We start from the raw sequence: 20,477 nt of genomic DNA on the forward strand, positions 1-20,477 counted from the left end.
GCGAAATAGCTGCAAGTTAGTATTGATGTTCGTTGATATGAGTGTACCAAATCACGCGACGATCGTCGAGTTGAAGCCTGTCCAATTGGGAATTCTCTGTCGAATCAACAGGGACGGGGAGCAGTCTTGCGAAACTATTCGGGGTGGGCGGTGTTCATACTAGGCAGGGTGATATGCTCAACGGAGAGCGTACGCCCTGCGGTTGTCTCCATCGAAACGAACCAATAAGGTTATTTAGGGGTGGCGGTCAGAGACTTTCCCTGCGAACAGGGACACGACAATCTGCGAGCCGCTTTTGAAATGTGCTTGTCAATTTTTTGTTAATTACGCTGGGGAAGCGACAATGAAAATCTTCGTCCCATGTCTGGTGATTCTCGCCGGTTTGTCGACCAATTTAATGGCGGAAGAACCCGCTGAACAACGAGAATTCAACTGGCCCGAATGGCGAGGTCCGCTGGCGACCGGCGTGGCTCCCCACGGCAATCCGCCGCTCAAGTGGAGCGAAGAGGAAAATGTCGACTGGAAAGTCGAAATCCCCGGACTCGGGTATGCGTCACCTATCGTGTGGGGCGACCAGGTGTTCGTTTTGACTGCAGTTGACACGGGAAAGAAAGGAGAACCAACGGCCAAGCCCGAGGCTGCCGCGGCCGAGGAGCAGCGGCCCGAAGGTGATCGCCCCCGGCGACGAGGACGCGGTCGTGGGGGACGCCGACGCCGGCCGTCTGAGGCTCCGTCGAACATTCACGATTTTGTGGTGATGAGCATTGATCGTAAAAACGGTGAGGTGATTTGGAAAAAGACAGCGCGCTCGCAGGTTCCCCACGAAGGGTTCCGCCCCGGCGACAACAGTTTTGCCTCCGCCTCACCGGTCACCGACGGTAAATATTTGTACGCCTCTTTTGGATCGTTCGGCATCTATTGCTACGACCTGAACGGCAAGTTGATTTGGGAAAAAGACCTGGGCGATTTTCACATGCGCAATGGATTCGGCGAAGGGGGAACGCCCGCGCTGTATGGCGATTGGTTGATTGTGAATTGTGACCAGGAAACTAATTCGTTTATCGTTGGCATGAACGCTAAAACAGGTGAAATTCAATGGAAAATCGACCGCGACGAGGCTTCCAGTTGGGGGACTCCGTTGATCGTCGAATTTGACGGTAAAACACAAGTTGTCGTCAACGGCGCCAATCGCGTACGGAGCTACAATATCACCAACGGCAAGGTGATCTGGGAATGCGGCGGCCAAACCGGAAACGTCATTCCAGCGCCGGTGCGTTTGGGCGACAACGTGGTCTGCATGTCGGGATGGAAGGGAACGGCCATCTTTTCGATTCCCTTGTCCGCCAAGGGAGATATTTCTGGCACCGACACGATCAACTGGTACTACGATCGGAGTTCGGATTATCGCGCGGGAACGCCGTATGTCCCGTCGCCGTTGCTGTATGGCGACGCGTTGTATTTTCTCAAGTCGTATAACGGAATCCTGACGCGGATGTCGGCGGTGACCGGTGAAGTCGATTACGACAACAAGCGACTGGGGAGTATTTCACGCGTGTACGCTTCGCCGGTGGGGGCTACTGACCGGGTTTATATTACCGGACGCGGCGGGACGACGATGGTGCTGAAACTCAGCCCCGAGTACGAAGTCTTGGCGACAAATAAGCTGGACTCGCCGGTTGACGCGACTCCCGCAATCGTTGGGGATCAGATGATCGTGCGGGGGCAAAAGTATTTGTATTGCTTTCGAGAGAAATAGTAGTCAAAGTGAGAGTTCGCACTCGGTGGTTTGGGCGGTTGGGCCAACGGTGGCTGCGCGCCTCAACTGCCCCTTGCCGGAGTCATCACAGGCACGTCGATCCAACGGTGGACGCGATGTCCGGCCCCATCTTGCCCGCTATTAAGGAGCACAGGATTCGTGAGTCATTTCCGTCCGATGTCCTGCAATCGCTCACGGCGACAACTGATCGTGCTCCTGTTCATGGCAGTGGTCACTTTCTCTTCGGCCACGCTGACGAATGCCGCCGAGGAAAAAACGAAACGCCGCCGCAAGTCCCGCAAGGCGGCCGCTGCAGAACAAGCAGCGGGCCCGCGCAACTATCGCTCCAAAAACTTCATCATGCATACCGATCTGCCTAAGAAGGAGGCGCAAGATCTTCTTAAGCGGATGGAGACCATGTTGCGGTTGATCTCCCGGTATTGGGGAGCTCCCTGTCGAAAGACAATTGAATGCTACGTCGTCAAGGATTTGCAAAAGTGGCCGCCCGGTTCATTGCATCCGCGAGGCGTGCAAAGTATTGCCGCCGGCGGCGGTGTGACGCTCAGTCAATCACAAGCCTTGCTGTCTAACCAACAGATTATCGATGCCGACGCCGTCGTGTATGCCGTGGCAAAACGCGGCGTACCGCTGCATGAAGCGGTCCACGCCTATTGTGCGTTGACCTTCGGCCGGACCGGCCCGACGTGGTATTCAGAAGGCATGGCGGAAATGGGGAATTACTGGCGGCAAAACGATTCCAGTGTCAAGCTGGAACCGATTGTGCTCCAGTACCTGCAGAATTCCGAGACCAAAAAACTGGAGGAGATCGTCTACGGCGCACAAATCAGCGGGGACTCCTGGCGGGAGTATGCCTGGAGGTGGGCGTTGTGCCATTTGCTGGCCAACAATCCGAACTATGCCAAACGATTTCGTCCGTTGGGACTCGCCTTGCTGAACAAACAAAACGTCGATTTCAAACAGGTCTATGGGGCCATGTTCCAGGAGATCGTGTTTGAATACGAATTCTTCATCCAGCATCTGGACCAGGGACTTCGGTCCGACTTGATCAGTTTCGATTGGAAACGCAAATTCCGAAAAAGCCGCGGGAATTCGCGGGTCCGTGTCAAAATCTCAGCAGGCCGCGGTTGGCAACCGTCGGGATTGATGGTGGATGCCGAAATCGAGTACCAATTCAGCGTCGAAGGACATTGGAAGCTCGCGAAAAAAGGTCCAGAACTCGATGCCGATGGGACGGTGATCCTCCCCCCACCAACACCTGACGGGAACGACAAAGTGATCGTCTCAGCCAAACCCGCACCCGAAAAGTCGGCTGATGCCAACGACGGCAATGAGGCTCCCGCCGCAGGACAACTGCTCGGCATCGTCTTGGTCTATGACGAAGATACCGGGTACCGGCTTTCCAAGCCGTTCAACTTGGGCCGTTACGGAACTTTTACCGCCCCGGCAACGGGAAACCTTTATCTGCGTTGTCATGACAAATGGAATGAAATCGCTGATAACTCCGGAACTGTGTCGGCGTCGATCAAGGAACAAGGAATGGGGGCCCCGTTGAAAGAGCCGAATGCTGAAGTTTTGCGGACTAACAAAGTGAGGTCCACCAACAAATAGTTGAATAATCTGCTCCGAGTTTTTTTGCGGGGCATGCTTCACCAAGATTGAATCGAGACACTTTAAAGAAAATTCGATGATGCTCACTACAACCACGGGACGGATAGCATTTAAGGAGTGGGCGGCGGTCTGCCAGACGCTGCGGACCGGTCGGCAAATCGCCATTTTTCGCAAAGGGGGCATCCACGAAGGGCGCGAAGGGTTTCGCGTGGAGCATGATGCCTTTTGGATGTTTCCGACTTACGAGCATCAATCTCGGGAAGGCCTCTCCGACGAGGCGGCCGATTTGCTGGAACTGTCCCAGGCGAAAAAACCCGCTGGAGGAGGCTGGGCCATCTCGCTGTGGGCCGAGGTGCAAAGCGTGGTCGAACTCTGCGACGAATCTATTTTACCACGCCTTTCGGGGCAGCATGTGTACGCGCCTCGCACCTTGGACGAACGGTTTCACTATCGCACGCCAGGACTGTTTGTGTTGCCGGTCCGTGTTTTTCGGTTGCCAGAACCGATCGTGATTCCCAATTCACCGCATTTCGCCGGCTGTAGCAGTTGGGTCGATCTGCCGGACAGCATCGCCACGGATGGAGTCGAGCCGGTGTTAAGCGACGACGAATTCGCTGTGCGGTTGCACGACCTGTATGCCGCATTGTCCCCGTCAGCGACAGCATAGCTGGTGGATTTAATGTCAGGCACGTTGGCGGCAGCGAATCAACAAGACGCCCTCGATTGAACCAGAATACTGAACTTCAAATACGACTTGAGAACCATGCTCGACACACCATTAACAACGGACGATATTGCGGCGTTTCATCGCGATGGATTTATTGTGATTCCGCACCTATTTGACACCGAGGAGATCGACCTCTTGGGGAAGATCGCCCGCGCGGATCAGCTGATGGCGGCCAATGCCAGTGGGCGTCGGGATGGGGAAGGCGGAACGGTCAAATTATCAATCTCCAATGAATTGGAAGAGGACATCTATGCGGCGTTTGTCCGTTGTCCACGCTTGGCCGGGACGATGGAGCAACTGCTCGGCGGCGAGGTTTATCATTATCACCATAAGATGATTCTCAAGGAACCGCTGATCGGCGGCGCTTGGGAATGGCATCAGGATTATGGGTATTGGTACAACAACGGCTGCCTGTTTCCGGACATGGCGAGTTGTATGGTGGCGGTTGATCGCTCCTCGCAAGCCAACGGTTGCCTGCAGGTGTTGCGGGGTTCGCATCTGATGGGACGTGTGAATCATATCACTGTCGGCGACCAGACCGGAGCCGACCCGGAACGGGTTGCGGTGGCGCTGGAACGTTTGGAGTTGGTCTATGTGGAACTTGATCCCGGTTCCGCTGTATTCTTTCATAGCAACTTGTTGCATCGCTCGGACCAGAACAAAAGTGTCGATCCACGGTGGACTCTGATTGCCTGTTACAACATGGCCCGCAACGACCCCTATAAGGAATCCCATCATCCACGGTACTCTCCTTTGGAAAGCTGGCCGGATGAGCGGATCAAAGAATTGGGGCGGACGCAATGGGAACAGATGCGCTCAGAGGTCTGATCCGGTGGAATTGAGCAGCAGGAAAACTTCACGAATCGTGGCGAAGTCGCCGGTATGAACTTGACGCAATGAGGCGCGCAGCGGCAAGATATGCTGAGTTAGTTATTGAGCTGCGCGAGGAATTGATGAGCGTTGTCGCTGATCGGTCCACAAGTGAAGAAAGATTCCGTTGGTTTTCGGTCATGGCGCTCCGTGATGGTCGCGGGCGATTAATGACATCAGCTGTTTCCGGGAGAGTCCTCATGAGTAAAGTCTTTGCGTTGTTGAGTACGACGATGATCGTCGCTGGTTTGATCACCGTGGCCACTGCGGCCGACGATGAAAAGCCGGTGGCCAAGCATTCCGTTAAAGAGGTGATGAAGGATGCCCACAAGTCGGGGCTCGTCAAGAAAGTCGTGGGCAAGACTGCCAGCGACGACGAACGTGAGCAGTTGGTGGAATTGTACATCGCCATGGCCCAGAACGACGCGCCGAAGGGGAGCCAAAAGGATTGGAAGATCCTGACATCCCGTTTGGTCGTGGCGGCGGCCGACGCGGCGGATGATCCCGAGAATGTCGACGCCTTAAAAAAGGTGACGAATTGTGGCGCTTGTCACAAGGTCCACAAGCCTGCCTAAGCAGATTGTGTCTACGAAGTTTTCGTGACCAGACAACCAACCCGTTGCTTTACGCAGCGGGTTGGTTTTTTTTATTGCAGCAACACGCTATTCCACGTCGGCATTGATGAACGATAGCGGGTGCGGCACAGTCGATGCTTGAGGGGATGCTTCCCATGACACTTCGTCGGGCAGGTCGGCTTGTTCTGTCGCGACTTCAGCCTTGCCCATGAACCGCTGAGCCTTGAGGACCTCGGCATGCAGGATTGGAAACTCCGGGATGTTGGCGTCCCATTCCAGCAGCGTCGAACTGCCGCCGGTCAGGTGGTGTGCCTCGCGGTACAGTTCCCACACGGAGTCAATCACATGACCGTCGTGCGTGTCGATGATGTGTGTGCCGCAATTCGTGTGGCCGGCCAGGTGAAACTGGACGACGCGGTCATGCGGCACGGCCTGTAGGTATTCCCGCGGATCCAAATCGTGGTTGTAGCAGGAAACGTAGATGTTGTTCACATCCAGCAGCAGTCCGCAATTAGTCTGCTCGGCCATGCGAGTGAGGAATTCCCATTCGCTGATCGTCGAGGCGGCAAAGGTGACGTAAGTGCTGGGGTTTTCCAATACGATCGGCCGCTCAAGCACATCTTGCACGATGCGAATCCGCTCGGTGACGTGCGCCAACGTCTCTTCGTTGAGTGGAATCGGCAACAGGTCGTGGGCATTTTGCCCGGCGACGCCGGTCCAGCACAAGTGGTCGGAGATCCACACGGCATTGATTTCGGCCCCGAGGCGTTTGAGCTTGGCCAGATATTCAAAATCGACCGGATCGGTGCTGCCGATCGACAACGAGACGCCATGCATCACCAGCGGATAGCGTTCGGCGATTTGGTCGAGGACATAACGCGGTCGGCCTTGCGAGTCGATGTAATTCTCGGAGATGATCTCAAACCAATCAACGTTGGGGTGGTGTTTGAGAATGTAGGGATAATGCACCGCCCGCAGTCCCACGCCAAAACCGAGGTTCGGATATCCCAGTCGCGGACTGCTCATCATGCTCTCCAAAAATCAACGCCGTGTAACCGCAATGCAGCGTTTGCACGGCGTGCTTATCCGTCAGCCCCCGACTTCGCCGGGGGGCCGCACATTGAATCTCCGATCCATTAACCTTTAGCGGGTGCCGCACCAACCGGTTCACCGGCAGCTTTGCGTTCTGCTTCGAATGCCGTGCGAACTTTTTCCCAAGTGCCGTCCATCAACGGGACAGCGCATTCGCCTTTGCCGGCACACTCGTTTTTGCCAGCAGTCTCACCGCATCCGCCTTCGCCCTTGCATTCATTTTGTGTATGGCAGGTATGTGCTTTAGCCGTAGCGCACGTGCCTTGTCCGGCGCAAGCATTGTTGCCATCGGCTCCCTGGCCCTTGCAAGCATTCAATCCGCGGCAGACATGTTTTTCCGCTGCAGCGACATCCGTCCCGGTTTCGGGAGTTTCTGTGCTGCCGGTTTCGCTACCGCCGGAGGCGGGGGCGGGCTCTTCGCTGCCGCCGCAACCAATGGCTGTCCCAGCCAGCATGCCACCAAACGCGGCGACGGTGAACTTACTGAAATCTCTGCGGTTCAATTCCGATGGTTTCATTTCGATCCTCACCTGGTAAATGTATGTCCGCCCGGCTTCCCAATCATAGAGTTCACGAGCGTCCGTATCGTATCAACGGCTTAGTCGGGTGTGTAGTGTTGCGGGAATTTCCATTGCCCCGAACCGCCGCCGCTCAGTCTCTCAGAGCGGTCCGACGATTTCTGTGAAGCGTCCCACAAAACGGCAGCGAGGTTCTCAGCGGCGTGTGGCGCAAAGCGGCGGTTATTCGGCGGCGTGCGGAATGTCCTTGCCTTCGAGCTCATGCAGCGCATTGCGGGCTGCACGTTGCTCGGCCTCCTTTTTCGTCGCTCCCCAAGCGGCGGCGTAGTTTTGGCTTTCGATCACAGCTGCGACCTTAAAGCTCTTGGAGTGGTCGGGACCTTGTTCGTCCAGCAGGGAATAGATGGGAGTGGCGCCCATGAGTTTTTGCGTGTGCTGCTGGAGCAGGCTTTTGAAGTTGCGACCGTGATGTGACTCAGAGGCCAAAGCGATTTCCGGGGCCATGAATCGTCCTACCAGCGCATGCGCCGGCTCCCAACCCCCATCGATATAGACACCCGCAATGATCGATTCCAACACGGCCGCCATGACCGATGTGGGGACTGTGTCGTGAATACTCAAGCCACGCCCCAGCAATAAAAAGTCTTGAAATCCCAACGCGGTGCTGACCTTTGCGCACGAATTCCGGCTAACGACAATGGATTTGATCCGCGTCATTTCACCTTCGGGGTAGTCGGGGAATTGCAGGTAGAGCATTTCGCAAACCACACCGCCCAGAATGGCGTCACCCAGAAACTCCAAACGTTCGTTGGAGGCCAACCGATGAGTGGCGATCGAGGCGTGTGTTAAGCAGTTGCGCAATATATCGCGATCGCGGAATTCGTACTGCAAAACCTCTTCGCAGCGGGCGAGGAGATCGTCGTCAAAAGAGGGTTCTGGATTTGCGGGCATCGATGTTCTACGTGGTGTCATACGGCCCGAGCGGCACAGAGGTTCTCGGGAGTTTGTTGCGTCGTAGTGCTAGGGTCGTCGTTGACACAGCGCGAACAGTTTTGAATTCGCCCATGCCCAACTAGAAAGATAAGCGACGCTGGGGCCGTTTGCTTGGTCTACTGTGTTGATTGCCTTTTAGGCATGAGAGTTGATGTCGCGAATTCGCGCTTCCGATCCGCTGGATTTTCAGGCGAAGTACATGACACTCAACACAGCCATAGAGCGTGGCTGTTCGTCTACTTTATTTTAATCACGCTCAACGATCAACCGGTAGTCGTTAGATGAAGTCACCAGTGGGGGCAAGCAATTGTTCGAGCGGGGTTATGGACGGCACTACCAAAGCGGTGTTGAGGGTCACTGAAAGAACGTGTTATCTCAATTCGGTTGGGGCGGGCGGGACACTTGGGAAATGAGATTTTCCCGGGTTTTTCCGCATGAAACGGGGGTTTCGTCCGGTTGAGAATTTTCAAACATTCCCAACACCCCGCCCCGTCTCCGTCGTAGTTAATAGACGTCAAGCCAATAGTAGTCGATCCGGCAAAATCGTCTGGCTGATAAACGACATTCAACTATAATGTCGATCCGCCGGTGAGTTTGGCGAATTCATTGATTCGCGAAGCATTGCTATTGGTGGAATCGACGAGTCCGGTTTGGCCGAATCCGGGTTGGCATACAATGAAGGATAAAATTATGACAAAATTTGTAAGAAATGGACAATGGATACTAGCGCTCTTCGGTGTGGCCTGTTTGGTTGGCGCAGCTGCCGTTATGGCCCAGCGTGAAACCGGTGGAGAGTCGCCGCTGGCGGCGGCGCAGAATTTTTCTGTCGCTATTCGTAATGCGTCTCAAAAATCGATGCCCAGCGTCGTGGCGATTGAAACAACCATCAAAGGGGGCGTGGCTCAAGGTGCCGATATTCAAGAATTGTTCAAAGGCACGCCATTTGGCGAGCAATTCAAAAATGATCCGCGGTATCGGCAGTTCTTCGGGCAAGGCGGAAAACGACAGATGCCTCGCCGTGAAGGACGCGGTTCGGGATTTGTGATTGATCCGTCGGGAATCATCATGACCAACAACCACGTCGTGCAAGATGCCGACAAGGTGGTCGTTCGCTTCCAAGATGGCCGTGAATATGTGGCCCGCGATATCAAACGCGATCCCAGTTCCGATATTGCAATCTTGAAAATTGATGCCGACCATCCGCTTCCAGCGCTCCCCATGGGGGATAGTGAAGACATTCAAGTTGGCGATTGGGTACTGGCCATCGGAAGTCCGTTTGGTTTAGATATGTCTGTGACTGCCGGAATTATCAGCGCCAAAGGGCGCGGCCAACAGATCGCGGAACGCGAATATTTTCTGCAAACCGATGCTGCTGTCAATCCGGGGAACAGCGGCGGTCCGTTGATCAATCTCAATGGTGAAGTCGTCGGCGTCAACGCGGCCATCTCGTCGCGTAGCGGTGGTTACGACGGTGTGAGCTTCGCCGTGCCGATCAACATGGCCAAATGGGTCAGTCAGCAATTGATCGCCAACGGGACCGTGCAGCGGGCCTATTTGGGCATCGCCATTCAGCCGGTCGACAATGATTTGGCTGACACGCTGAACATTTCCATTCGTGAAGGGGCATTGGTCTCCGATGTTTGGCCCGGGACACCTGCGGAAAAAGCCAAACTGAAACCAGGTGATGTGATCATCTCACTCAATGGACGCCGCGTGAACGGCACTCCGCTGTTACAACGAATTGTTGAGGAGTTGGAACTCGGAAAATCATATCCGTTGAAAGTCATGCGTGACGGAAAACAGCTCGAACTGACGATGGTCGCTGAAGCCATGCCGGAAAATTTTGGGAAACGGAGGATCGTCCCGGTTCGCGATCAGCAAGAATCCGCACCGGAATCGAAGGAGCAGAAAATCGTCGGCATGGACGTTCAGAAACTGACGCCCGAATTGGCCACACAACTTGGTATCAATGGTGACAACCCGCACGGCGTGGTGATTACCGGAGTCGAACCGGACAGTCCGGCCGATTACGCCAATCTAAAGCCTGGTACCGTCATTGAAAAAGTTGGCCCGACTGCGGTATCGACTCCCGACGAATTTGCGGACGCGGTCAAGAAAAACTCCACCGACAAGGGAGTTCTGTTGCACGTGCATCGTGGAGACCGCAAGTTTTTCGTAGTGCTCAAACCATAATCACAAGACGCGGTTAATCGCGTAAAAAACGACAACCGGGTTGCGGAGACATCGTAAGAGTCGACCGCAACCCGGTTGTTTTGTTTGAGTGCCGGCTTTAGATCGTGACCGGCTTGCCTAGCTTGCGCCGCAATACGGCCCATTGTCCGGCATGCATCACGGTGTGCATGCCTTGTAAGACCATGATGCTCCCGACCGTCGGGAAATGTGCGCGGAATTTTTCGGGCGCCGGTTCGTCAAAATCTGCATCTGTCATTGTGTCTAACACTTTGAGCGTCCCGGCCCGTTGTTCCTTCCGCAGCTTCATATATTCGTCTTTGGTGTGAAACTGCGCCGGGTCGTCGATTGAGGCGGTTTCCTTGGTATATTTATCCAAGAATCCCTCGGGCAGGTCCGGCATCGAACCGGGACGTAGACCACTTACCAAACTGTGCTCAGAGCAGATCAAATGCCCCAACTGCCAAGCCGCATGGTTGGCGCTGTCGGCCGGGCGGATGAAGAGTTCGGAGTCTTCGAGATCGCCCAAATACGTGTCGGCAATCATATCGGCCAGTTCAATCGATTGGCGAATAGCAGCTCTGCTGTCCATGTGTGTGTCCTTTGGTGATGGCAAAATTTGATGATGCGACTAATTTGATTGCGTGAGAGTTGCTTTCACAATAATTGAGGCCTCAACAGTGCGCGGGCAAGATCCGCTCACCGAGGTCTCGCTCGCAATCGTCGTCGATTAGTTCTTGACCGGCAAGTCCGCGAAATGAATTGTGGCGGGAATTTCCACAATCAGCGTGGGGGCGACATAAACGAACTCGTATTCGCTAAGCGGCTGCTTGAGGTTCGGAAAGGGATATTCCATCAGCACGGCCCCTGTGTCCGAATCAGTCGTGCGCTGGTTTCCCGCAAAGTCGATGCGTTTCCCCTCAGGCGTCTCCAGATAGACGTGATTGTGATTGATCCACGTGCGGTGCGATTCAAAGGCCGGACCTTGCGCATCGTACACGACAGCTGCATCGATTCGGGCATCATATGTCCCGTCCGAGTTTTCCGTGGTGGTGGCTTTGTTGAGAATCACACTGATCCCTCCCCGCCGTCGAGCGACACCATCGGATCGTTCCAGGTCACTAAAACGAATTCGCTGATCCCCGACGACAGTGGTCACGGTGAACTTGCCGTCCAATGCGATCTTGTCAATGGGTTTGTCAGTGTCTATGAAATCGATCGAAAGCTGAACTCTCCGGCCACCATCTTCGGGAGTGAATTCCAAGAATGCTCCAGGACTTACTGGGGGAAGCAGCAGGCCATCCGGTAGCTGAAGCGTCCAATTCTTCGCAGCGTAAGACAGGATCAAAGAACGCATACGCGGTTCGGCCGTGAGCGCCACTCCCACACGCACTTGATCGTATTCAGGCCGCCGTAGCTCGGTCGATGGGACTGCCACGCGAAACGGTCCGGAATACGTGACCGCAATCTCCGGCGAGACTTTTCCATCGGCCAGCAGCAACTGCAATGCTTCCATTCTATTTTCGAGGCGATGTCTCAACCCCAATTCCTTGCACAGATGATCGACGACTTTCCAAAACGGCGTCTTTTGAAAGTCAATCTCGACCTTGCCCTCCAACAGCGGCATCGGCAGCGCAGAGGCGTCAAATTGATTTCCCGTTTGGTCGGAGATCCCTCGCAGAATTTTATTCAAGGGAAATTTTCCCTGTAACGTCACCAGCGAGGCTGCTGCAGAGAGCCGGGCCTGTCGTTTTTCGAGTTGGATCCGCAGACGTTTCAGGATCTGTCGGACACCCGGTTGGCGGATCAATTCCGGCGGGGGCAGGTGCGGTAACACCGCGGGTCCTAATTTCATCAACCGCTCTTCGGCCGCACGGCGAACCGAGAGACGATTCGCATCCAAATCAGCGATGGCTTGTTTCACCTCCGCCGCTAAATCCGCTGCCGGCGGAGGCTCACCTGCCGCAGTGCGGAGCACCGTGAGGCAAACGCAGCCGCAAAGCACCCAGGCCGGTATTCTCGTCCGAAACGACACGACTGGATCCTTCTGAAACAAATGCTTGGAAATTGCCCACGAGCGATAGTTGCCCACAGATCTATCTTAGGAGACCACCGACCGCAGGAAAACAGTCAATTCCCGAATTGCCGCGGATGACCACGTTGCATTAATGCAACATGCGGCGAGTTGCAGCCCCCGTAGGCGAGATACGACCTATACTTTTCGTGGAACGGTTTTGACAGGGCTTCTCCCCTGGGCCTGCGCCTCGATTGTTACGTTTCGGACTCCCGCTATCATGCTCCACCGTCTATGGTTCACGTCGCTCATCTTTAGCCTGTTGGCAACTGCGGTATCTGCTCAAGGCGGCCAAAAAACGCAGTCCCTGTTGCGGGTCAAAGTCGGCAAAAATACTTATGAGGGGAAAGCCGTTGCCAGCGATAAGCGCCAGTTTTGGTTGATGAGCACCGACGGAGAACTCAATGCGTTGACGTTCGACGAAGTCGGCTCATTCAAAAAGATATCGCCCCGTTTCAAAAGCAATTCGCTTGTTCAGGTGCGCGATGAATTGAAAAGGCGGTACGGTAGAAAATTTGAAGTCGCCGCCAACGGGCACTATGTCGTTTGTGGGCCCCGAGGACGGGCGCGGGACTATGCAAAGTTATTCGAAGGCATTTACAACCGGTTTTATTCGTACTTTCGAGTCCGGAAACTCAAAGTGACCGAACCGGAGTTTCCACTTGTCGCATTGGTGTTTCCCGACCACGCAAGTTTTGCCCGCTATGCCGCGGGTGATGGCGTCCGGGCGGTGCGAGGTCTGATGGGGTACTACCACCACCATACCAATCGCGTCGCCTTGTTTGATCCCGGAGACAGTGTCGCAGCCTTGGATCATAGCGAAGATTTCCAGTTACCGGCATGGACCGGCTTCCCCCGTGAGCAGCGATCCTTTTCGGGCTTCACCGGCGCGATCGCGGCGGGCACTGGATCGTCGGAGAGTGGATTGCGCGACACCATGATTCATGAAGCAACGCACCAGATCGCATTCAATACCGGATTGCATTCGCGAATAGGCGAAAATCCCAAATGGATTGTCGAAGGCTTAGCGACGGTATACGAGGCACCGGGAATTCGCGACGGAGGTTCGCACACTAAGACTGCCGATCAAATCAATCGGGATCGATTTGTCTGGTTCATGAATTATGCTCAAACGCGTCGCCCCAAAGGGGCTCTGCGCAATTTTGTCGCCGGGGATGCCGCATTCAACGCCGCCTTGCTGGACGGTTACAGCCATGCCTGGGCGCTCAGCTTTTATTTGATCCAAACCCGCGCGTCGGCGTACGCCCGATTTCTCAACGCTGTGGCGCATCGCGATCCGCTGAAACCGTACGGGGCCGCTGAACGCCTGAAGGATTTTGAGGGGGCGTTCGGAAAAAACCTTGCTGTTTTGGATGCTCAATTCTTGAAGTACATGAAGAATTTAGCGGCCACCATGGAGCAAAGGTAACGTCTAGCCTCGCGAAACATGACAGCGCTACGTTACGAACACCGATACGCAAAATGTGCGACTGAAAAATTTGCCAGAACAGAAGTTCATGGCAAAATTGACCAAAGGGCTTTCACGGCTGAGGGAATTGTGGTTAAATCGAGTATTGAGATGTGTTGGAACACTATCGTGATACTTGAGAGGACTCGGGCCTTATGTTGCACTACACGTGCGATGCTTGTGGTGTGCGGCTAGACGAACAACGCTACGTGGTCAAAGTGGAGGTTGCGCCCGCCATCGACCCGGAGATCATTAGCGAAGCGGATTTAGACGCTGACCATTTGGAACAGATTGCCGAAATATTGGCCGCAGGTGACGACATTATCGCTGAGGAAGACCGGCAAGGTTTTCGTTACGATTTGTGTCCGAAATGTCGCGACAAATACTGTCGCGATCCCTTGGGGAAAAACAGTTGGCGGCAACTCAAATTCAGCGAGAATTAAGGTCGCTATTGCATGGTGGAATAGACGTGCGCATCTTTCACTAAGGTTTTCACCAGAGATTCAGCAGCTTAGTCCGAACAGCTGCAGTTCTTAGATGAGTCCCGGAGGCAGGGCGGACATGCCACGCAGGTTTTCTAGGCGCCGTCCCACCCCCCCGCTGCTGGCAGTGGTGATCATCATCCTGTTGGTCGTCGGACGCTGGTTGACCCGACCGCCCGAAGCCCCTCCACTCCCGCCCGCCGCATCTGGCGAGTTCGTCGTCAAGCGCGCTGTCGATGGCGATACTTTGCTATTGGCCAACGGCAATCGCGTGCGGCTGATCGGTGTCGATACGCCTGAAACGAAACACCCCGATCTTCCCGTCCAACCCTTTGGGCCTGAGGCGAGTGAATACACTCGGAACCGGGTCCAGGGAAAACGGGTGCGGCTGGAATTCGACAAGGAGCGCGAGGACGATTATGGCCGTATTTTGGCATACGTCTACATCAACGATGAGCTGCTCAACGAAGAGTTGATCCGGGGCGGATATGGCCGGGCGATTACGCATTTCCCGTTTTCTGCGGCGAAGAAACGACTGTTTCGCCAGGCAGAACAAGATGCCAAACGCGAACACCGCGGAATCTGGTCTCTCCAGTTGCCGGATCGTAATCCGCAGTCCAAACGACCAGCCTCTCAAAACGGCTCGACGCGATTCCGGAATTGATTGCGAACCGTGCGAGATACCTAAATCTGCGGGTCTATACGGTTAGGGACGCATCGTCTGTAACGGTTATGCGGGCTAGCCTGCCCGGTCAAACGCCTATTCCGCGCAAACCGCTGGAACCTGCAAAGTCGGGACAGTAGGTGCGACGATGACAAACGCCACGAGGCATAAGTTTCTCCGTCCTATGCGCTGTCACGGAAACAGCCGGGACTGAGGAATCTCGGGTATGTGATGGTCGATTCGCCAAGGATGTAGCGATGTCGCCCTCGCTGACCGAGTCTCAATGCGTATTACTTTGCGCCGCGGGCACTTTGCGGCGCTGACGAAAAAACTGCTGGACTGTAGCTGCCGCGACGGCTGCAACCGAGGTTTTGCAACCAGGAGGGTTCCATGAACTTCCGCATATTCGACAGACGGGTTCTCGCCGCCGGGCTTGTGCTGACAGCGATTTTCATCACGATTTCAACCGCTAATATTGTCAGCGGCGCAGAGCCGTATCAGTCTGAAACCGAACAACGATCGCGTTTGCATCCCAAACGTATTTTCAGCGGCCTGAAACGGGGCGTCTCCAAGCTGTTTGGCCGCGACCAGGAGGAAGTCACTCCCACGTCCCAACTGCCGAAGGCTCCTTTGCCGGTCGTCTCGCAACAGATTGATCAACAGCGGATCGCCCATGAAACCGCCCGCCGCACGCAGGATCCGTTTTTTCCGCCGCGTCCTGCTGGAGCAATCGCCAGCAAGTCGACACAGCCCTTAACGGCGCCAACCATTTCTCTGCCTAAAACTGTGCAACGATCTCTGCCCAAAACGGTGCAGCAAATCCCGCAGACGAATGTTGACTTTAGCGATGTGAAACTGCAGGCCGAAAAGGTGGTCGTCGCAGCCTCAGAAATCGAAACGGAAAACCCGTTTGCGGATTTCAACTTCGACGCGCCGCTGGACAAATCGGCTGCCAAAGTAATCGATGCAGCCGTGACTGCCGCAAGTCCGGTAGTGACCCGCAAAATCACCCGTGCCGCTCAACAGCAAGAGACGGCGCCGGAAGTCAAACACCTGTTGGGGTATTGCCCGGTCAATTTGCGGGCCGGTAAATTCCAACGGGGTAAGGCCAAGTTCAGCACCGTCTATCTGGGGCGCTCCTATCGGTTCGAATCCCAGGAAGCTCTGAATGAATTTGTCCGCAACCCGGATCCGTATGCCCCCGTATTACAAGGGATCGACGTGATCGAAATGCATCGTACAGGACGGCACGCCGAAGGCTATCTGTCATTCAGTTGCGATTATGACGGACGATTCTACTTGTTTCGCTCGGCCCAAAACCAAGAAGAATTCCTCGCCGATCCCACCCGGTTCGCAGTGCCCCGCTAACCGCTTGAGAATCATAACGAGTACCCTCTGAAAATAGACGAAGGCCGATCCCCAATGATCGGCCTTCGTTTTTTTATGGGAATGATCCGCGTGGTAGATTAAAAATTGGAGAAAAAAAGTCGAAATGGGAGGCAGCCTCTGTTAGGCTTTCAGGCTGGAGTCGAGCGATCAGCGGAATTGTTGCTGTACACGCAGAAATTCTAAGCGGCATCCTATCGGAGACAAAAATAACATGTCGGACAACCACAAAACCACCTCTAAGCATCTGCTTGAATTGTGGGGTGACAACGCTCTGCACAAATCAGATGACTACTTGTCGGCCGAGTACGTCAATCATCAAATGCCGGATGCCGCTGCCGGCACGTCGACAATGTCACTCGCCGAATGGAAGTTCTTGGTTGCCGATTTCCATACAGGTTTTTCAGACGTAAAGATGGAAGTCCTACTACAGGTTTCCGATGGGGATTACGTCTGTTCGCGATGGCGAATGACCGCCAAGCATACCGGGACATTCAAAGAGCTTGCGGCGACCGGAAAAACAACAAGTTGGACCGGTGTGCATACTGATCGTTACGAGGAAGGCAAACTCGTAGAGAGTTGGGTCGATTGGGATAAGTATGGTTTTCTCGAGCAATTGGGAGTGGTTGGGTAGAAATGAAACTACGTTATTTATCCACCTGCCCTTCGCGTCGCCCTTGACAGCAAGCAGTCAAGGGAAATGCCATAAAGCGTTGCTGTTGAGCAACGCACCCTCCTCGTTCCAGGGTCTTGCTATCCTCTGCGATTGATGAGTTCTTCAACTCCCGGTCTGGGCGAACGATAGCTGACGATGGCAACGTCGAGGTCGTAATCCGCATATTTGTCGAACGCGCGTTCCATAGCGGCGAAAATCCAGTCGTCGCGATTGCCGAATGCTCCGCCTCCCAGCAACGTGAGAAAGAGCCGCTTGTTGCCGGTCAATTCGGCATTCAAAATAGCGGCACAAAAAGTGGCTTCATAGGCCGCTTCGAGGACCAACTGCGCAAAACTGGCCCACTGATCAGCGGATAAGACGGAATAAGCCACCGGCAGCGCCGAGCAATAGGCTTGAGAGACCGTCTGCGCACTATTTCCCAGTGTCACTTCCGTTTCCCAGTGAATGCCGATTTGCAATCGTTCTCGCAGCGTATCACGTTCCGCTTCACTACAGGCTGCCAATCGAGTGGAAATCTCTTGCAGTCCGTTCTCCGAGGCGAGTGCGTAACCATTTCGCATGGTCCACAATTGATTTTCAGTATTCCCGATCGCGAGGCCCAAATCGTGCAGGCAATCGATTTGGTTGTCCAAGGTTTGTCCTGGGCGTCCGCTCACGTCAGTGAAATAATTTCGATATATCGTTCCTGCTCCACAAGCAATTGCGCAGGCGGGACCCTGTGTACGGTCGTTTTCGTAAATGCCCACTCCATATTCCGGCGTTGCGGAGGGGCCGACCATTTCTAACAGGTTGAATTGCGATGCGACTTGGAACAAGGCGCCGGCATGAGCCGGGTCTTGGTGGAGTTCTTGCACATCGCCCAGCACCTCCGACACTTTCAGCGCCGCTTTCGACCGCGGAGCGGACTGCACACGCGAACGAAGTTCCGCCAAATTGGGTGTTTCTAGCCGACCGAAGGTCATCTGTCGCCCATTGGCCGCCGACGTCATGGTCGCGCCGTCGATCGTGATGTTCGCACGAACGTGCTCAGCGGACTCTTCTGGAAATCCGGTGAGCGATTCAAACCAAGTCATGCGGAGCGCTCCTTGTTTCCTACAATTGGTTTCAAAACCCTCTGACGCGTTGGGGGGACTCTTGGATATAAGTGTCTAATACAAGCGCAACCGGGTTTTGAAATTGGTTCTAAACACCGTCGCTGTGTAATCGGATGTGGCCATTCAATTTCATCGCAACCCACAATATTCGCGGGCGTCGGTCGGCAGGGACATTAGTCAGGGGGAAGTCCCGTCTCCAGGGACGACATTTTTCCCAAACGGCGCAGATGACGTTCGGCTTGGCTGAATTCGGCGGATAGGAACGTGCGCGTTACGTCCCACGCGACCGCTATGCCGACAACGCGGCCACCCATGCAGAGGATGTTGATGTGATCGTCTTCGACTCCCTGTTGAGCGGAAAAGTGATCGTGAATCAGAGCGGCGCGGATACCTGCGACTTTGTTCGCACAGACGGAGACGCCGACGCCGCTGCCACAGAGGGCAATTCCACGCTCCATTGTCCCAGCGGCCACGGCTTGGGCCAGCGGGATCACAAAGTCGGGATAGTCGTCGTCCTGGTTCAGACTGTGGGCACCAAAATCGGTCACCTCATGCCCTGCTCCGCGGAGTTGGTCGGCCAGATATTGCTTTAATTCAAACGCTCCATGATCTGCAGCGATACCGACGCGCATATCTGTACTTTCCAGTATTCGATTGTTGAGAACGCGGTTGTGGGCTGTGCGCCGACGAGAAAAGGAAAACGGTGCAACGCTCTTGGTCCGAACGGCTAATCGCCGCGTTGCATCAGTTCGTTGGACGGAAGTTGTGGATCCTCAAATTTGCGGGCCTGTTCAACGCCTGCCACTGGGAGCCCCGAGGGATCAAGCAGCCCAATCTGCGCCAGGACCGAAGCCTGGTCCCAATAAATTCGTTCACAGGCGATTTTATCTCCTTCAAATTGCACGACGACCACCAACGGCACTTCGACCTTCCGGTGAGTCGGCGCAATTCCCGGCAGCATCCAATCCATTTCAATATCGTGTGTGAAAGAAAACACGAATTCATCAATCAACCGATCCTTTCCCACCGTCCGCGCGAGAACCCGCTGCGTGGTATCGGCCGGCATCTTGGGAATGAAATGTTTGCCATAGAACTCAATCATCTCGTCATGACCACGCCCGCCGGTCATCGTGGGAACATGATTCACATAGTTGCCCGGCGCCATTGTGGCAACGGTGGCAACGGCATCTTTCGTTTCAAATTCCAGTTGCGTATGCAACTCCCACAGTCGCACCATTTCGGCTTCCGACAAATTGGTCGTCATTGTGCCCTCCTCCGAAAGAATTGAAAACTGAATTTTGGATGGTTGCAGGCATGATACCAAATTTTTCTGAGCCTGCCCGGAATCCTACCCGGCTAGTCCAGTCCGGTTATTCCAGCAGTGTTTTAGCAAGGACACGTTTGCAATGGCGGACAAGTCCTCACTGGCCCCCCTTTTTCGATGGGCAGTTTAACAGACGTTGCCGGCAATTAATTAGCCACTTCGATGCGGAAAAATGTCCACTGGCTCTGCACTCCGGGAGATCCGTCCACGGCGGGGAATCGAGTGTCGTAGTCCGAGATCATTTTTCGTAGTTCGCTGGCAGAAGTCTGTCGCGCCGTTGTTGCTCCGGTGCGATGAAAGAAGCGAACCAGTTCCAGGGAAGAGGGAAACCGTTGTGTATGACTGTGTGAGTCGCTTCGCAGTACCTTCCAACCGGCTTCACGAAAACAGGCAATCCATTCCTCAGCACTGCGCCATCGAATGGGCGATCGGCTCAGCGCAATGGTTTGCCATTCATTGAGCGTGGGGGCGACATAAAACCCATGCAGCATGCGCGTCCCCGGTTTGGCAAGAGAGTGCCAATTGCTCAGCACCGGCACGGGGTCGTCGCACCACTGGAGAAAACTAGCGGAGTACACCCGATCGAATGCGAGACGCTCAATCTGCCATGCGTCAGCCACCTCCCACTCCACGTCTGGCAATGCGCAGCGACCCCGCTCGACCATTTGCGGCGCGTTATCCACAGCGGTGAGAGAATCGAATCGCGGAGCCAGCATGCGCGTGAACAGTCCATCGCCCGGCCCCAACTCCAATGCCGTCAGCCAGCGCGTCTGCTCAATCGGCTCAATCCATTCCGCAAGCCACGTCGCTAGAGCCTGCTGCACCACGGCCGCTTGAGTATAAGAATCGGCCCGGTCGTTGAATCGCGGCAGGAGCGCATCAGAATCGGAAACGTCGGCAGTCATCGGTGTTGCAAATCATGGTTGAATTCGGCAGCCCCACAGGACGAAACAGCAGGC

General features: G+C 54.8%; 20 protein-coding genes. 11 read left to right on the top strand and 9 right to left on the bottom strand.

The window, feature by feature from the left end; genetic code table 11:
• Positions 1-343 precede the first annotated feature (343 nt).
• From CA54_RS14105 to CA54_RS14125, 5 genes are all read left to right on the top strand, one after another.
• Positions 344-1,756 carry a PQQ-binding-like beta-propeller repeat protein gene (locus CA54_RS14105; RefSeq protein ID WP_146371370.1) on the top strand — a complete coding sequence of 471 codons (1,413 nt, stop codon included), beginning with the start codon at positions 344-346 and terminating at the stop codon, positions 1,754-1,756.
• A gap of 159 nt (positions 1,757-1,915) precedes the next feature.
• Positions 1,916-3,385 carry a hypothetical protein gene (locus CA54_RS14110; protein WP_146371371.1) on the top strand — a complete coding sequence of 490 codons (1,470 nt, stop codon included), beginning with the start codon at positions 1,916-1,918 and terminating at the stop codon, positions 3,383-3,385.
• A 76-nt stretch (positions 3,386-3,461) separates the two neighbouring features.
• Positions 3,462-4,052 (top strand): DUF1802 family protein, encoded by a 591-nt coding sequence (locus tag CA54_RS14115; protein WP_146371372.1) that lies wholly within the window; start codon positions 3,462-3,464, stop codon positions 4,050-4,052.
• A gap of 96 nt (positions 4,053-4,148) precedes the next feature.
• Positions 4,149-4,940, top strand: a complete 792-nt coding sequence (locus CA54_RS14120; RefSeq protein ID WP_146371373.1) for a phytanoyl-CoA dioxygenase family protein — start codon at positions 4,149-4,151, stop codon at positions 4,938-4,940.
• Positions 4,941-5,182: 242 nt separating this feature from the next.
• Positions 5,183-5,557, top strand: coding sequence for a hypothetical protein (locus CA54_RS14125; protein WP_146371374.1), 375 nt, complete (start codon positions 5,183-5,185; stop codon positions 5,555-5,557).
• An 87-nt stretch (positions 5,558-5,644) separates the two neighbouring features.
• Here CA54_RS14125 and bufB read toward each other — a convergent pair whose 3' ends face one another.
• The 3 genes from bufB to rnc form a co-directional block, all read right to left on the bottom strand.
• Complete coding sequence (bufB, locus tag CA54_RS14130) at positions 5,645-6,583, bottom strand: MNIO family bufferin maturase (RefSeq protein WP_146372394.1); 939 nt, start codon at positions 6,581-6,583, stop codon at positions 5,645-5,647.
• A 110-nt stretch (positions 6,584-6,693) separates the two neighbouring features.
• Positions 6,694-7,167, bottom strand: coding sequence for a hypothetical protein (locus CA54_RS14135; protein WP_146371375.1), 474 nt, complete (start codon positions 7,165-7,167; stop codon positions 6,694-6,696).
• A gap of 222 nt (positions 7,168-7,389) precedes the next feature.
• Positions 7,390-8,118 carry a ribonuclease III gene (gene rnc / locus CA54_RS14140; RefSeq protein WP_146371376.1) on the bottom strand — a complete coding sequence of 243 codons (729 nt, stop codon included), beginning with the start codon at positions 8,116-8,118 and terminating at the stop codon, positions 7,390-7,392.
• Between the two features lie 732 nt (positions 8,119-8,850).
• On the opposite strand from rnc, the gene CA54_RS14145 reads away from it, so the two are divergent.
• Positions 8,851-10,353: a Do family serine endopeptidase gene (locus CA54_RS14145; RefSeq protein ID WP_197532459.1), complete on the top strand. Its 1,503-nt coding sequence runs from the start codon at positions 8,851-8,853 to the stop codon at positions 10,351-10,353.
• 97 nt (positions 10,354-10,450) lie between these two features.
• Here CA54_RS14145 and CA54_RS14150 read toward each other — a convergent pair whose 3' ends face one another.
• On the bottom strand, positions 10,451-10,942 hold the full coding sequence (locus CA54_RS14150) for a DinB family protein (RefSeq protein WP_146371378.1): 492 nt from the start codon (positions 10,940-10,942) through the stop codon (positions 10,451-10,453).
• A gap of 138 nt (positions 10,943-11,080) precedes the next feature.
• Positions 11,081-12,385: a hypothetical protein gene (locus tag CA54_RS14155; RefSeq protein WP_146371379.1), complete on the bottom strand. Its 1,305-nt coding sequence runs from the start codon at positions 12,383-12,385 to the stop codon at positions 11,081-11,083.
• A 259-nt stretch (positions 12,386-12,644) separates the two neighbouring features.
• On the opposite strand from CA54_RS14155, the gene CA54_RS14160 reads away from it, so the two are divergent.
• From CA54_RS14160 to CA54_RS14180, 5 genes are all read left to right on the top strand, one after another.
• A complete protein-coding gene (locus tag CA54_RS14160) occupies positions 12,645-13,853 on the top strand; it encodes a DUF1570 domain-containing protein (RefSeq protein WP_197532460.1) in 1,209 nt (402 codons plus the stop codon).
• 194 nt (positions 13,854-14,047) lie between these two features.
• Complete coding sequence (locus tag CA54_RS14165) at positions 14,048-14,335, top strand: hypothetical protein (RefSeq protein ID WP_146371381.1); 288 nt, start codon at positions 14,048-14,050, stop codon at positions 14,333-14,335.
• A 118-nt stretch (positions 14,336-14,453) separates the two neighbouring features.
• On the top strand, positions 14,454-15,038 hold the full coding sequence (locus tag CA54_RS14170; RefSeq protein WP_197532461.1) for a thermonuclease family protein: 585 nt from the start codon (positions 14,454-14,456) through the stop codon (positions 15,036-15,038).
• Between the two features lie 390 nt (positions 15,039-15,428).
• Positions 15,429-16,406 carry a hypothetical protein gene (locus tag CA54_RS14175; protein WP_146371383.1) on the top strand — a complete coding sequence of 326 codons (978 nt, stop codon included), beginning with the start codon at positions 15,429-15,431 and terminating at the stop codon, positions 16,404-16,406.
• A 232-nt stretch (positions 16,407-16,638) separates the two neighbouring features.
• The gene (locus tag CA54_RS14180) at positions 16,639-17,058 is read left to right on the top strand and encodes an ester cyclase (protein ID WP_146371384.1); all 420 of its coding nucleotides are present in this window, start codon (positions 16,639-16,641) and stop codon (positions 17,056-17,058) included.
• 119 nt (positions 17,059-17,177) lie between these two features.
• Here the strand turns inward: CA54_RS14180 and CA54_RS14185 are convergent, their stop codons facing one another.
• The 4 genes from CA54_RS14185 to CA54_RS14200 form a co-directional block, all read right to left on the bottom strand.
• Positions 17,178-18,173: a hypothetical protein gene (locus CA54_RS14185; RefSeq protein ID WP_146371385.1), complete on the bottom strand. Its 996-nt coding sequence runs from the start codon at positions 18,171-18,173 to the stop codon at positions 17,178-17,180.
• Positions 18,174-18,367: 194 nt separating this feature from the next.
• Positions 18,368-18,826 (bottom strand): RpiB/LacA/LacB family sugar-phosphate isomerase, encoded by a 459-nt coding sequence (locus tag CA54_RS14190; RefSeq protein WP_146371386.1) that lies wholly within the window; start codon positions 18,824-18,826, stop codon positions 18,368-18,370.
• Between the two features lie 95 nt (positions 18,827-18,921).
• Positions 18,922-19,458: an ester cyclase gene (locus CA54_RS14195; protein ID WP_146371387.1), complete on the bottom strand. Its 537-nt coding sequence runs from the start codon at positions 19,456-19,458 to the stop codon at positions 18,922-18,924.
• Positions 19,459-19,664: 206 nt separating this feature from the next.
• Positions 19,665-20,423, bottom strand: coding sequence for a methyltransferase domain-containing protein (locus CA54_RS14200; protein ID WP_146371388.1), 759 nt, complete (start codon positions 20,421-20,423; stop codon positions 19,665-19,667).
• Between the last annotated feature and the right edge of the window lie 54 nt (positions 20,424-20,477).

It is taken from the genome of Symmachiella macrocystis (genome assembly GCF_007860075.1).
GTDB classification, from domain to species: Bacteria; Planctomycetota; Planctomycetia; order Planctomycetales; family Planctomycetaceae; genus Symmachiella; species Symmachiella macrocystis.